11 protein-coding genes are annotated in these 13917 nt (G+C 69.7%); 8 read left to right on the forward strand and 3 right to left on the reverse strand.

From position 1 onward, the window contains the following. Position 1 precedes the first annotated feature (1 nt). From ACFYRH_RS05885 to ACFYRH_RS05910, 6 genes are read left to right on the forward strand one after another with little or no spacing between them, the layout of a single operon-like run. Positions 2-1579 (forward strand): hypothetical protein, encoded by a 1578-nt coding sequence (locus ACFYRH_RS05885; RefSeq protein WP_387768744.1) that lies wholly within the window; start codon positions 2-4, stop codon positions 1577-1579. Then, positions 1566-3074: an SCO6880 family protein gene (locus tag ACFYRH_RS05890; RefSeq protein ID WP_387768747.1), complete on the forward strand. Its 1509-nt coding sequence runs from the start codon at positions 1566-1568 to the stop codon at positions 3072-3074. The genes ACFYRH_RS05885 and ACFYRH_RS05890 overlap by 14 nt, the downstream gene beginning before the upstream one ends. A 34-nt stretch (positions 3075-3108) precedes the next feature. Further along, the gene (locus ACFYRH_RS05895; protein WP_387768750.1) at positions 3109-4722 is read left to right on the forward strand and encodes an ATP/GTP-binding protein; all 1614 of its coding nucleotides are present in this window, start codon (positions 3109-3111) and stop codon (positions 4720-4722) included. Then, the gene (locus ACFYRH_RS05900) at positions 4722-6566 is read left to right on the forward strand and encodes a type IV secretory system conjugative DNA transfer family protein (RefSeq protein ID WP_387768752.1); all 1845 of its coding nucleotides are present in this window, start codon (positions 4722-4724) and stop codon (positions 6564-6566) included. Before ACFYRH_RS05895 ends, ACFYRH_RS05900 begins: the two co-directional genes overlap by 1 nt. After that, positions 6556-6933 carry a DUF4913 domain-containing protein gene (locus ACFYRH_RS05905; protein ID WP_387768755.1) on the forward strand — a complete coding sequence of 126 codons (378 nt, stop codon included), beginning with the start codon at positions 6556-6558 and terminating at the stop codon, positions 6931-6933. The genes ACFYRH_RS05900 and ACFYRH_RS05905 overlap by 11 nt, the downstream gene beginning before the upstream one ends. Before the next feature lie 2 nt (positions 6934-6935). Further along, positions 6936-7286: a YrdB family protein gene (locus tag ACFYRH_RS05910; RefSeq protein WP_387768757.1), complete on the forward strand. Its 351-nt coding sequence runs from the start codon at positions 6936-6938 to the stop codon at positions 7284-7286. A gap of 30 nt (positions 7287-7316) precedes the next feature. On the opposite strand, the gene ACFYRH_RS05915 is transcribed toward ACFYRH_RS05910, so the two are convergent. Further along, a complete protein-coding gene (locus ACFYRH_RS05915) occupies positions 7317-8075 on the reverse strand; it encodes a hypothetical protein (protein WP_387768760.1) in 759 nt (252 codons plus the stop codon). A 43-nt stretch (positions 8076-8118) separates the two neighbouring features. After that, a complete protein-coding gene (locus tag ACFYRH_RS05920; protein ID WP_387768763.1) occupies positions 8119-9441 on the reverse strand; it encodes an MATE family efflux transporter in 1323 nt (440 codons plus the stop codon). Between the two features lie 405 nt (positions 9442-9846). Between ACFYRH_RS05920 and dnaB the strand changes: the two genes are divergently transcribed. Next, positions 9847-11640 (forward strand): replicative DNA helicase, encoded by a 1794-nt coding sequence (gene dnaB / locus ACFYRH_RS05925; RefSeq protein WP_387771724.1) that lies wholly within the window; start codon positions 9847-9849, stop codon positions 11638-11640. On the opposite strand, the gene ACFYRH_RS05930 is transcribed toward dnaB, so the two are convergent. Then, positions 11604-13028 (reverse strand): MFS transporter, encoded by a 1425-nt coding sequence (locus ACFYRH_RS05930; protein WP_387768766.1) that lies wholly within the window; start codon positions 13026-13028, stop codon positions 11604-11606. The two genes, dnaB and ACFYRH_RS05930, sit on opposite strands and share 37 nt — an antisense overlap. A gap of 98 nt (positions 13029-13126) precedes the next feature. On the opposite strand from ACFYRH_RS05930, the gene ACFYRH_RS05935 reads away from it, so the two are divergent. Then, positions 13127-13912: a helix-turn-helix domain-containing protein gene (locus ACFYRH_RS05935; protein WP_387768769.1), complete on the forward strand. Its 786-nt coding sequence runs from the start codon at positions 13127-13129 to the stop codon at positions 13910-13912. Positions 13913-13917 lie beyond the last annotated feature (5 nt).

Genomic DNA, 13917 nt, shown 5'->3' on the forward strand with positions numbered 1-13917 from the left:
CATGATTCCGCTCGGTGCAATCGATTGGGCCGTGGGTCTGCTGAAGACAGCGCTCGAGAAGGTCCTTGTGCCCGGTATGGAAGCGATGATGCAGTACGTGTTCCAACCAATTCTCGACGCGATCTCATCGGCCGTCGGCACCCTGATGAGCACCATCGCCACCTTCTGGATCTACGTGCCGACCCCGTCGATCGAGGGCGGTACGCCGGGCTCGCCGGCGAACAACTCGGTCAGCTGGATCTGGTCGCACACGCAGTTCATCACGCTGTTCATCGCCGCCATCGGGTTGCTCATCGGTGCCATGCAGATGGCCTGGACACAGCGTGGCGAGTCGGCCCGCGACCTGCTCCGCTCGCTGATCACGCTGGCCGTCGCGGCGACGTTCTCGATCGCCGTCGCGCAGGCGTTGATCTCGGCGGGCGACAAGTTCTCCCAGTGCATCGTGAGTTCGGCGCTGTCCTCGAACGGCGGCTGGGTGGAACACTGCGACCGGATCGGCTCCGGTGATGCCAAGGCGTTCGGCGCGAAGATGGCGCTGGTGCTGGGCTTCGCCGCGGTCGCGGCGCTGGCCGGTTCCCCGTTGCTGATCGGGATCATGATCGCGGTCGGCATCCTCTGTGTGGTCGCCGGCGTGATCCAGATCGTGCTGATGGTCGTCCGCAGCGCGATGCTGATCCTGCTGCTCGGCGTGCTGCCGATGGCGGCCGCCGCGACGAACACCGAGATGGGCCGAACATGGTTCAAGCGGATCATCGCCTGGATCCTTGCGTTCATCCTGTACAAACCGGTCGCCGCGATCGTCTACGCGACCGCGATCAAGCTGGTTGCGAACGACAGCGGTCCGCTGAAGTTCGACATCACGAACGCCGAGGACGTCGGCAGCCTGGTGATGAACGTGGTCACCGGTCTCACCATGCTGGTACTCGCGCTGTTCGCCCTGCCGGCCCTGATGCGGTTCATCGTGCCGATGGTCGCCGCCACCGCGGGTGGCGCCGGCGCCGGTGCACTCGCCGCGAAGCTGTCGCCCGCGATGGATAAGCTGGCCCAGTCGGCGAACAAGTCCGCCAGCGACAGCGGCAGTGACAGCGGCGGCGGTGAGGGCGACGGTCCGACCGGCGCCCAGAACGTCGGCCGCGCCCAGCAGCAGGCGCCGAGCGGCGGCGGTGAGGGTGCCGCCGGAGGCGAAGGCGCGGCTGCTGGTGGTGAAGGCGCGGCGGCAGCCGGCGGTGAGGGCGCGGCTGCAGGCGCGGGCGGCGGTGCGGCCGCAGGCGCCGGCGGTGGCGCGGCGGTCGGTGCTGGTGCCGCCGTGGCCGCTCCGGTCGCGGTCGGCGTGGTCGCCCTCAAGGGCACCCAGGCGGCCGGCCAGCATGCCGCGAACGAGACCATGGGCAACGACCAGATGGACCAGTCCTCGCAGAGCAACTCGGGCCCCGCCGGCAGCGACCCGCAGCAGGGCAGCCAGCCACAGGGCGGCGGCGGCAACCAGCCGCCACCTCCGGGGCCGCAGGGCGCCAACGACGACCCACCACCACCTCCATCGTCACCACCACCACCGGACGGACCAAGTGGCAGCGGCTGAGAACGTACGACGCGCACCTCGCACCTACGGCAACTGGCGGCAGCCCGCCTCGGCGGGCATCGCCGGGCTAGGCATGCTCGGCACGGCCATCATGATGCTCGGCCTGTTCGCGACGGTCATCGCGACGATGTCCGGCGGTCTCCCCGCCGCCGTCGTCACCCTGCTGATCGTCGGTGTCGCGCTGCTGCTCCTGATGAGCAAGGACAAGCACGGCCAGTCCGCGCTGCAACGGATCTCGACCCGTATTGGATGGCAACGAGCAAAGATGGCGAAGCACAACATCTACCGTTCCGGTCCGCTCGGCCGGACCGCGTGGGGCAAGTTCCAGCTCCCCGGTCTGGCCGCCTCCTCCCAGCTCAGCGAGTACCAGGACTCGTACGGGCGCCCGTTCGCGCTGCTCTACTACCCGAGCACGCGGCACTTCACGGTCGTCATCAACGCGGAGCCGGACGGCGCCTCGCTGGTGGACGAGGAGCAGGTCGACGTCTGGGTCGCGCACTGGGGCCAGTGGCTGGCCTCGCTGGGCCACGAGCCCGGCATCGTCGCCGCGTCGGTGACGGTGGAGAGCGCACCGGACACCGGCATCCGGCTGCGCCGTGAGGTCGGCAACAACATGATGGACGGTACGCCGGCGATCGCCCGCGCGATGCTCACCGAGGTCGTGCAGACGTACCCGGAGGGCTCGGCGCTGATCTCGGCCCGGGTCGCCCTGACCTTCAAGGGCACCGACCGCAGCGGCAAGCGGCGCAAGGAAGACGACATGGGCCGCGAGCTCGCGGCCCGGCTGCCCGCCCTCACCCAGAGCCTGAACGCGACCGGTGCGGGCGCGGCCCGGCCGGTCACCGCGCAGGAGCTCTGCGAGGCGATCCGGATCGCGTACGACCCGGCGTCCGCCGCGCTGATCGACGAGGCCCGTGGCCAGGGCATGCCGCCCGAGCTGCAGTGGACCGACGTCGGCCCGGCCGGCGCCCAGGCGTTCTGGGACAAGTACCGGCACGACTCGGCCTGGTCGGTGACCTGGCAGATGTCGCAGGCGCCGCGCGGTGAGGTGTTCTCGTCGGTGCTCTCGCAGCTGGTCGCGCCGCACGTCGACATCGACCGCAAGCGCGTCACCCTGCTCTACCGTCCGCTGGACGCCGGTACGGCGGCCCGGATGGTGGAGGCCGACAAGCGCAACGCCTCGTTCCGCGCGAGTACGTCGAGCCGTCCGTCGGCCCGTAGCCTCGCCGAGGCGCGCGCCGCCGACCGCTCCGCACAGGAGGAGGCTCGCGGTGCGGGTCTGGTGAACTTCGGCATGGTCGTCACCGGCACGGTGATGACTGTCGAGCAGATTCCGGACATGATCGCTGCTATCGACAACCTGGGCGCCACCGCGCGCGTCCTGCTCCGGCCGGCGTACGGCTCGCAGGACTCCGCGTTCGTGGCCGCCTTGCCGCTGGGCGTCGTACTGCAGAACCACCTGGCTGTGCCGGCCGGTCTGCGGGAGTCGCTATGACAGAAGCAAGCACGGTGACCTCTGGGGAGTCACAGTGAGCAAGAAGCAGAAGAAGCCGGTCGACCCGACGCGCCGCGGCAAGCGGCCGATGCCGCGCGGCTGGCCGGGCCCCGGCGGTGGCTACTCGACGTACCTGCAGGCGCCGCAGGAGTGGCGTGGTACGACGGTCCAGGTCTGCGGGATGTGGCCGTTCTCGGCCGGCACCGGCAGCCCGATGGTCGGCGTACCGATCGGGCGGAACATCCTGTCCGGCGCGACCATGTGCTGCGACCCGATCAGCTGGTTCATGCGCGCCAAGCTGATCTCGAACCCGTCGATGTTCGTGCTCGGCAAGCCGGGTCTGGGCAAGTCGACGATCACCCGCCGGATGGCCCTCGGTCTGGCCGGGTACGGCGTGATGCCGCTGGTGCTCGGCGACCTCAAGCCCGACTACAAGGACCTGATCGAGGCCCTCGGCGGCCAGGTCATCCAGCTCGGTCGTGGCCGTGGGCACCTGAACGTGCTCGACCCGGGCGAGTCCCGGGAGGCCGCGCTGCGGCTCACCGGCAAGGCACGCGAGGCGATCCAGGCCGACGCGCACGGCCGCCGGCAGACGATGGTCTCGGCGCTGATCTCGATCATGCGGTCCGCGCCGCCGAACGACCGCGAGGAAACCATTCTCGACGAGGCCCTCAAGGTCCTCGACGAGCGTTTCCAAGGTACGCCGGTGCTCCGCGACCTGCTCCAGGTCGTCCAGGACGCTCCGGACCGGGTCCGCAACGTGGCCCTGGACCGCGGCAGCCTGGACCGGTACCGGCAGATCACCGAGGGACTCGAGGCGTCGCTGATCGGTCTGGTCGGTGGCGGCCGGCTCGGTGAGATCTTCTCCGAGCAGACCGACAACCCGATGCAGCTCGACCGGCCGGTCGTCTTCGACGTGTCCAACATCGACGACTCCGAGACCAGCCTGCAGGCCGCCGTACTGCTGGCCTGCTGGTCGTACGGGTTCGGCGCGGTCGCGGTCTCGCAGGCGCTGGCGGACGCCGGCCTCGAGCCGCGCCGGCACTACTTCGTCATCCTCGACGAGCTCTGGCGGGTGCTGCGGGCCGGCAGCGGCCTGGTCGACCGGGTCGACGCGCTGACCCGTCTGAACCGGCAGCGTGGTGTCGGGATGGCGATGATCTCGCACACCATGTCCGACCTGCTGGCGCTGCAGAACCCCGAGGACCGGATGAAGGCGAAGGGTTTCGTCGAGCGGTCCGGCATGGTGATCTGTGGCGGTCTGCCGCGGGCCGAGATGGAGAACCTGAACGAGGTCGTCCCGATGTCCGGCGAGGAGCAGAACATGCTCATCGGCTGGCAGGACCCGCCCGCGTGGGACCCGGCCACCGGCAAGGAGGCGGCACCGCCCGGTCGAGGCAACTTCCTGATCAAGGTCGGTGGCCGCCCCGGCATCCCGGTGCACGTCGGCCTGACCACGGTCGAGCGCGAGATCAACGACACCAACAAGCTGTGGAGGACCGGCGAGGACGGCAAGCCGCTGAAGGTGGAGGTCGCACCGGACGGCACCGAGGCCGTCGTCGGCGAGTACAACCTGGACGACCCGGCGCTGCTGCCGCCACCCGACCCGACCACCCGCGTGGCCGCCCGAACGGGAGTTGACGAGTAATGGCTCAGGGCAGGAAGAGCACCGGACCGGGCGGCCTGTCGCCCGAGTCGATCATGATCTTCGCCGCCGTCGGCGTGCTCGCGCTGGTGGTGTTCTCGCTCTACGGCGCGCTGAAGGTCGCAGCGGCGATCAACGGCACCCTCGTGGGCGGGAACCCGTTCAACGCGATCGTCGACCTGATCAAGGGGCACATCGCCTGGTCCGGCGCGGCCACCGGCGTCCTGATCCTGGAACTGGTCGTGCTGTTCGGCCTGGTCGGCACCGGGTTCTGGTACTTCCGGAACCGGCAGGCGTCGGTCGGTCGCGTCGACCGGCAGGCGCAGCTGATGTCGAAGCGGTCCGAGATCTACAAGCTGACTCGCGAGGGCGCGCAGGAGAAGGCGAACTCGCTCGGCGCCGGCCACGCGGGTCCGGGCATCCTGATCGGCCGGACCGTCCGCGACAACCTCGAGGTCTTCGGCAACTGGGAAGACATGCACGTCGACATCTGGGGTCCCCGTACCGGTAAGACCACGTCGCGCGCGGTGCCGGCGATCCTGGACGCACCCGGCTGCGTGATCGCCACCTCGAACAAGCGGGACATCGTCGACGCGACCCGCGGGCCGCGCTCGGAGAAGGGCCCGGTCTGGGTGTTCGACCCGCAGGAGGTCTGCGAGGAGCCGAACACCTGGTGGTGGAACCCGCTCAGCTACATCACCGACGAGACCAAGGCCCGGGAGCTGGCCGAGCACTTCGTCGCCTCGCAGCGCCAGGTGGGCGCCCAGACCGACGCGTTCTTCGACGCCGCCGGTACCGACCTGCTCGCCGGTCTGCTGCTCGCCGCGGCGGTCGCCAAGCGGCCGATCACCCAGGTGTACTCGTGGCTGGCCGACCAGCGCAACGACGAGCCGGAGCGGATCCTGCGCAACACGCCGGGTCTGCAGCTGTCGGCGGACGCGCTGTCCGGTGTCATCAACGCGCCCGACAAGCAGCGCGCGGGCGTCTACGGTACGGCGCAGCAGAGCGCGCAGTTCCTGGTCAACCGCAAGGTCACCCGCTGGGTCATCCCGAACGGGCAGAACGACAACCGCCCGCAGTTCAACCCGCACGAGTTCGTCCGCAAGGGCGGCACGCTGTACAGCCTCTCCAAGGAAGGCGCCGGTACGGCGGGCCCGCTGGTCACCGCCCTCACGGTGGCGGTCGTGGAAGCGGCGGAGCAGTACGCGCGCGGCTGCCCGATGGGCCGGATGCCGAGCCCGCTGGTCGGCGTACTCGACGAGGCGGCGAACGTATGCCGCTGGAAGAACCTCCCCGACCTGTACTCGCACTTCGGTTCGCGCGGCATCGTGCTGATGACGATCCTGCAGTCGTGGGCGCAGGGCCAGGAGTGCTGGGGCGACCACGGCATGCAGAAGCTCTGGGGTTCGGCGAACATCCGGGTGTACGGCGGTGGCGCGGCCGACGCGTCGTTCCTGGAGAACCTGAGCAAGATGATCGGCGACTACGACATCAGCTCGAACTCGGTGTCGTACAACGAGGGCAAGCGCGGCACCAGCCAGCAGGTCCAGCGGCACAACATCATGGAGGTCTCCGACCTCGCCTCGATGCCGCCCGGCCGCGCGGTGGTGTTCCCGTCCGGAATCCCGGCGACGCTGGTGAAGACCGTCCCGTGGTTCACCCGGCCGGACGCCGGTGCGGTGAAGGCTTCGCTGGCGAAGTACGATCCGGGAGCCGCGTCGAGCGTCCCGGTGAGCAACAACCCGTGGGTGGCGGCAGGCAGCGGCCAGCAGGCGCCCGCGCCGCAGCGTGGTCCGGACCGACCGGTCTGGGAGCAGAACGAGGGAGACAACCGCGGTGGATGGTGAACAGGAGCTCTTCTACCCACACGTCGCGGCGTTCGTCGAGGACCGGCTGATCTACCTCTACACCCGGCGGCTCGGGCAGCAGTTCATCTGGTGCCCCGAGTGGTACCGGCACGCGGAGGCGCTCAGCCGGCTGGACTCGATCTGGCGGGCGTGGGAGCACCTGCGGCTCGACCCGGCGACCGGGATGTCGGTCTGGTGGCGCGACCACGCGGACCCGCACATGATGTCGCTGCTGGACCCGGACGGCCCGTTCGCCGCCTGCCGGAACAACCAGCACACGGACTACCCGATCCCGCCGCTCCCGGTCCAGGAGCCGCCCGCGGGTCTGTTCTTCGACCAGCGCCAACCGAACATCCGCAGCGTCTGACGATGTGGAGGTGGGGCAACCTCCTCGTCGCCTTCCTCGCCGAGCTGGTTGCTCTCGGCATCTTCGCCTGGTGGGGCTGGGCCACCGGAGGTACGACGCTCGCCCGGTGGCTGCTCGCCATCGGGCTCCCGCTGGTGACCGCGGTCGTCTGGGCGCTGTTCGCGGCGCCGACCGCCAAGCGCACCACGCCCGTACTGCGCTGGTCCGTGAAGGTTCTCGTGTTCGGCCTGGCGGGCGCCGCCCTCTGGGGCCTGGGTCACCCGGTGGCCGGCCTCGTCTTCGTGGTCCTGGTGGCCGCGAACCTGCTGATCATCCAGCTCCAGAAGCTGGACGCCAACCTGCCGGCGAGTTAGTGTCCTGAGCCGAACGTCCGACTCAGGACACTAGGGGAGATCGAGGTCGATCTTCACCGGCTGCGGGCTCCTCCGCTGCTGCTGCTTCTTCTTCTGCTCGGGGGTGCGGGCCAGGTCGCGGCGGTGCAGGGCGTCCTGGGGTGCCTGCGCCGTCGCCGCTTCCTGCGGCCGGGTGCGGACCGCGTCGGCTGCGGGGGCCTGCTCCTCGCGGGCGTTCGCCCGGTGCCGTTCCGCGCGGTCTTCGTAGGCACGCGCGGTGTCGATGTCGGCATTCACCTGGTAACCCTCGAGCTGGCTGGCGCGCATGTTGCGCCGCCCCTGGGCGTCGAGTTCGTCGGCTCCAGGCGCATCCGGATCGGCGGCGGCTTGGTCCTGCCGGTGCTGTCCGCGGGCCTGCAGGTCGAGCTCGCGCTGCCGCCCGCTCGCAGCGAGGCCGCGATACCGGTCGGCCGTCGCTGCCGCGTCGTCGGCGAAGGCGATCTCCCGCGCGCGCCGGGCCTCGACCATGTCGGCGCGGTCGCGTAGTTCGTCGCGTTCTTTCTCGTCGAGCGCGTCCAGGTCGAGTTCCTCGGCCCGCGCGGCCTCGTCCTCGGCGTCGTGGCGGGCCTGCACCTCTTCCTCGGCGCGCCGCTCGGCGGCGTCCTCGGCGAGGTCGTGGGTCGGGGACTTGGCAGCCTCGGCACGTGCTCTGGCGGCTCGGCGCTCACTTGCGGCCTCGGTGTCGTCGTCGCCCTGCTCGCGCTGGTCGAGCTCGAGCGACTCGGACTTGCCGTCGTCGGTGTCGGGCATGCCGGCTCCTTTCCTTCCCGCAACACGATGCCGCACCGCGGGGTCAGCGGGTCGCTCCGGTGACCAGCCAGCCGTCGCGGCGCTCCCGCAGGGTGAGCGTGAGGAAGCGCAGCAACATGTACCCGCCGAACGCCCACCACAACGCCACGATCCCGCCCCCGAGCCACAACACCGCCAGCGCCAGCGGCACGTACAGCGCGAGCGCCACGACCCCCGCGAGCGCCAGGTACCGCCCGTCCCCGGCCCCGATCAGTACGCCGTCCAGCACGAACACGACCCCGTTGATCGGTTGCCACAGCGCCGACACGATCAGGACGGCCGCGAGCGTACGCCGTACCTCGGGATCGGTGGTGAACCACGGGACGTAGAGGTCGCGCAGCCCCCAGAGCGCGAGGCCACCGATCAGGCCGGAGAACAGGCCCCACCACATCATCCGGCGGGTGATCGCCCGCGTCCCCGCGACGTCACCCGCACCGAGCGCCCGCCCGGTCAGCGCCTGCGCGGCGATCGCGATCGCGTCCAGGGCGAGGGCGAGGAAGGACCAGAGCGTGAACGCGACCTGATGCGCCGCGACCGACGTCGTACCGAGTGCTGTCGCGACGAAGGTGAGCAGGATGATCGCGACGCGCAACGTGAGGGTCCGGACGATCAGCGGGACGCCCATCTGCGCCGATGCCAGGATGCCGGCCCGGTCGGGTCGCAGTTTCGCCCCGTCGCGCCGGGCGCCGCGGACGACCACCACGACCAGGGCGACACCGGCGCCGGTCTGGGCGAGCGCCGTCCCGAGGGCGGAGCCGGCGATGTCCAGGTGGACGCCGTACACCAGGAGGACGTTCAGCCCGATGTTCGCGAGGTTGGCGGTGATCGCGACGACCATCGGGGTCTTGGTGTCCTGGAGTCCCCGCAGTACGCCGGTGGCGGCGAGCAGGAGGAGCATCGAGGGGATGCCGAAGCAGGAGATCCGCAGGTACGTCACCGCGTGGCCGGCCACTTCGGGCGACGGGTCGAACGCCGCGATCGCCTGCGGAGCGAGCGCCAGCCCGAGCAACGCCAGTACGACGCCGAGGACCAGCGCGAGCCACAGTCCGTCGATGCCCTGCGCGAGCGCGCCCTTGTGGTCACCGGCGCCGATCCGGCGGGCGACCGACGACGTGGTCCCGTACGCGAGGAAGACACAGACGCCGACGAGGGTCTGCAGGATGGTGCCCGCGACGCCGAGCGCGGCGAGTTGCGGCGTACCGAGGTGGCCGACGATCGCGGAGTCGGCGAGCAGCATCAGGGGCTCGGAGACCAGCGCGAAGAACGCCGGGACGGCCAGTCGGAGGATCTCCCGGTCCTGTGCACCCACCCACCGTCTGCGTCTCACCGGAGCGAGGTTACCCACGCCTGACCCCGGCTTCCGAAATTCGTCTCAGACTTTTTCTTCTCCACAGTTGTGCATTTGAGAAACCGCAGGTCAGGGCCAGGTTGTGGGTAGTTGCCCACAGATATCCACAGGGTTGTGCCCAACCTGTGCACACCCCTTCCCGGGGTTATCCACGGTTCTTCCACACCCCCTGTGGACGGCGGAGTGGCCATTGGTGACAGGACCGGCGTACGGTCGCGAAGCCTGGCGCCGGAGACTGTCGGTGGGCGTGGCTATGGTTCGAGCAGGTGTTCGAACCCGGCCCACGGGTGGCTGGGGCAGCGGCGGACGAGGAGGTCGGACGAAGTGAGCGTGGCGGAGTTCCGCGGGGGTCAGGACGGCGGCCACGAGGAGCGCAGGCCGGAGATGGGCTTCGACCGCACCCCTCCGCAGGATCTGGCGGCGGAGCAGTGTGTGCTCGGCGCGATGATGCTGAGCAAGGACGCGATCGCCGACGTGATCGAGACCCTGCGCGGCACGGACTTCTACCGGCCGGCGCACGAGTCCGTCTTCGACGCGATCACCGACCTGTATGCGCGGGGCGAGCCGGCCGACGCGATCACGGTCGCGGCCGAGCTGACCAAGCGCGGCGACATGGCCCGGATCGGCGGCGCGCCGTACGTGCATACCCTGGTCGCGTCGGTCCCGCTCGCGGCCAACGCCAGTTACTACTCACACATCGTCCGCGAGAAGGCGATCCTCCGCCGGCTCGTCGAGGCCGGCACCAAGATCGTCCAGCTGGGGTATGCCGGCGAGGGCGAGGTCGACGACGTCGTCGACGAGGCGCAGGCGGAGATCTACTCGGTCACCGAGAAGCGGACCACCGAGGACTACGCCCCGCTGAAGGACATCATGGAGGGCGCCCTCGACGAGATCGAGGCGATCGACTCCCGCGGTGACGCGATGGTCGGCGTACCGACCGGGTTCACCGACCTGGACGAGCTGACCAACGGGCTGCACCCCGGCCAGATGATCATCGTCGCCGCCCGTCCCGCGATGGGTAAGGCGCTGGCGCTCGACACCCCGCTGCCGACGCCGACCGGCTGGACCACGATGGCCGAGGTCGCGATCGGCGACCTGCTGCTGGACGCCGACGGGCTGCCGACCACGGTGGTCGGCGCCACCGAGGTGATGGTGGACCGGCCGTGCTTCCGGCTGTCGTTCTCCGACGGCAGCGCGATCGTCGCCGACGCCGAGCACCAGTGGCGCGTCGAGGACGGCGGCCGCCCGGTGGTCTGCACGACCGCTGACCTGTACACGGCGATGTCGGCGAGTCCCGGGCTGACACCGTCGATCCCCGGGTCGGCGCCGCGCCAGATCACCGGGCACGGCTTCCCGGCCGCGCTGCACGGAGAGGGCGAGCGGCGGCTCGAGTGGGTCGACCCGGTGGACAGTGTGCCGGTGCGCTGCGTCGAGGTCGACAACGCCGACCATCTGTACCTGGCCGGCAAGACGATGATCCCGACCCACAACTCGACGCTCGGCCTGGACTTCGCCCGGTCCTGCTCGATCAAGCACGGCCTGACCTCGTGCATCTTCTCGCTGGAGATGAGCCGCAACGAGATCACCATGCGGCTGCTGTCCGCCGAGGCGAAGGTGCCGCTGCATCACATGCGCAACGGCAAGATGACCGACGAGGACTGGGCCCGCCTCGCCCGCAAGATGGGCGAGGTCTCCGAGGCCCCGCTCTTCATCGACGACTCGCCGAACCTGACGATGATGGAGATCCGCGCCAAGGCCCGCCGCCTCAAACAGCGCCACGACCTGAAGCTGATCGTGATCGACTACCTCCAGCTGATGACGTCGGGCAAGAAGGTCGAGTCCCGCCAACTCGAAGTCTCCGAGTTCTCCCGCTCCATCAAGCTCCTCGCCAAGGAACTCGAGCTCCCCGTAGTAGCCATCTGCCAGCTGAACCGAGGCTCCGAACAACGCTCCGACAAACGCCCCATGGCCTCCGACCTCCGCGAATCGGGCAGCCTGGAACAGGACGCCGACGTTGTCATCCTGTTGCACCGGGAGGATGCGTATGAGCGGGAGTCGACGCGGCCCGGTGAAGCGGACTTCATCGTGGCCAAGCACCGTAACGGCCCGACCGCCGACGTGGTCGTCGCGTTCCAGGGCCACTACTCCCGCTTCGTCGACATGGCCCACGACGGGTGACGGGTGTCTCGGCGGGTGTGGACGAGGATCGCGAGGGTTGCGCAGACTGCTGCGACGACAAGTAGTGCGGTGATCGCTACCGCCAGTCGGAGGAGACCGTCGGCGGAGGTCGGCGCCGCGAAGTAGAGGCTGCCGAGGCCCGCAACGGCCACGACCTCGGCGAGCACCGGGCCGGTCGAGTTCAGTGCGGAGACGGCCGAGGCGAGTTCCGGTTCCACCCGCGACGTGACCTGTGCGATCAGGGGGCTGTATCCGGCGGCGTGCCCGGCCCCGGCGGTCAACAGGAGAGCTGTGCAGCCGAGCGGGTTCCACTCCTCGCGAGAGACGAGCACCAGCACGAACATCCCGGTCGCGTAGACCAGTGGTCCGGCGATCGGCAGGGCGCCTCGCACCCGTCGCGGGCAAGCGCTCCAGCTGAGACTGACCACACCGAAGCCGATGGTGTACGGGATGAAGGCGAGCCCGGCCTGAAGCGGCGTGTAGCCGAGGTACGACTGCAGATGCAGTGTGAGCGTCAACAGAAAGACCGTGTAACAGCCCATCACGATGCAGCAGGCCACCAGCCCGAACTGCAGATCTCTCCGCTTCAGCGCCGCGAGGTCGAGGACCGGTTGCCGGGCCCTGGCTTCGTAGCGGCCGAAGATTCCCAGCAACAGGCCACCACTGGCCAGCATGAGCCACGTCCAGGTGGGCCAGCTCTGAGATCCGCCGAAGATCAGGGGCAGGGTGATCGCAGTCATCGCCGCGGTCAGGAGGCCCACTCCGGCAAGATCCAGGCGCTTCGGCTCGACGCCTCCGGGCGAGCCAGGGAGCCGTCGGAGGCCGAAAGCGAGGACGACGACACCGATCGGGACATTGATCAGGAACACCGGCCGCCACGAAAGACCGAGCAGGTCGGAACCGGCGACGAGCCCGCCACAGATCTGGCCGAGTGCGACGCCCAGCGCGAGCACCATGCTGTACAGGCCGATGGCTCTGCGCCGCTGGGCCCCCGCCCACTGGAGGTGGATCAGCGAGAAGACCTGTGGGGTCAGCAAGGCGGCCCCGACGGCCTGGGCGATGCGCGACACGATCAGCATGGCCGGATTCACCGAGATCCCGCACAGCAGTGACGCCGCCGTGAACCAGCCGAGACCGGTCAGGAACGCACGCCGGTGACCGATGACCTCCCCGATCCGTGCACACGTGACGAACAGGACACCGGTGGTCAGTAGGTAGCCCGACACGACCAGTTGGATCTCGGCGTCGGTGGCTTGCAGGCCGTGGCGGATGGTCTGCGCCGCGACGGAGACGATGGAAGCATCGATGGACGCCATGGCTTGCCCGGCGAGCAGAACGGCAAGCATCGAGCGTCGGCGCGCAGCAGTTCGCAGCGGACGGATGACCATGACGTCAAGCCTCTGCCGAACCTTTGGCCACGGTCTTGAACGAATATGCGGATCCACGTCCGGCTGGATTGTCCGTGCGTGCCGATAGATTCCTCGGCGTGCGGACGACCAGAACAGTGGCGGCGAGTCCGTACGCCGTGATCCGCCTCGTCGAGTGCACCGATGACCATGTCCGCTGGTCGCCGCCCGAGCAGGCAAGCGAGGCGCACCTGGTGCTCGTGTGGCGCGGCCGGTTCCAGGTGGACTCAGAAGGTCGGCGGATGACCGTTGACCCGACCAACGGCTACCTGGAGGCACCCGGGCGGGAGACCCGGTTCTCGCACCCTGCCGGTGGTGACGTCTGTACGTCGATCACCTTGCCCGACGGACGGCTCGCCGAGGGGATCGACGCGAGCCGGACGCCCGCTGTTCGAGTGGACGCCCGGCTCGAGTTGGCTCACCGGATGTTGTTGCGCGCCGATGCCGACCCGGACTTCGAGGTCGTCGAGGCGGTCGTTGCTCTGGTCCGGCTCGCGCTACGCCGCGGGCCGGAGGACCGGCCGGCGCCGGGACGCTACGACCTCGCGGATCGTGCGCGCGATGTGATCCTCGCGGACGAGGCGACCAGCTCCAGCCTGGTGGCACTCGCCGATGCACTGGACACCTCCCCGTCGCACCTGAGCCGCACGTTCCACCACCATGCGGGGATGAGCCTCAGCCGATACCGCAACCGCGTCCGGGTGAGCCGGGCGCTGCAGCGTCTCGCCGACGGTGAGACCGACCTCGCCGGCCTCGCAGTCTCCCTCGGCTTCAGCGACCAGGCCCACCTCACCCGCAGCATGCGCCGAGAGTTGGGACAGACGCCGCGGCGAGTTCGACGCCTGCTCACCCCACCGTCCGGCTGAGTCAT

It is taken from the genome of Kribbella sp. NPDC004875 (genome assembly GCF_042873375.1).
Classification (GTDB): Bacteria; Actinomycetota; Actinomycetes; order Propionibacteriales; family Kribbellaceae; genus Kribbella.

Coding starts and splice junctions, on each gene's coding strand:
- ACFYRH_RS05885 (WP_387768744.1), top strand. CDS start 2: ATGATTCCGCTCGGTGCAATCGATTGGGCCGTGGGTCTGCTGAAGACA.
- ACFYRH_RS05900 (WP_387768752.1), top strand. CDS start 4,722: ATGGCTCAGGGCAGGAAGAGCACCGGACCGGGCGGCCTGTCGCCCGAG.
- ACFYRH_RS05910 (WP_387768757.1), top strand. CDS start 6,936: ATGTGGAGGTGGGGCAACCTCCTCGTCGCCTTCCTCGCCGAGCTGGTT.
- ACFYRH_RS05915 (WP_387768760.1), bottom strand. CDS start 8,075: ATGCCCGACACCGACGACGGCAAGTCCGAGTCGCTCGAGCTCGACCAG.
- dnaB (WP_387771724.1), top strand. CDS start 9,847: ATGGGCTTCGACCGCACCCCTCCGCAGGATCTGGCGGCGGAGCAGTGT.
- ACFYRH_RS05930 (WP_387768766.1), bottom strand. CDS start 13,028: ATGGTCATCCGTCCGCTGCGAACTGCTGCGCGCCGACGCTCGATGCTT.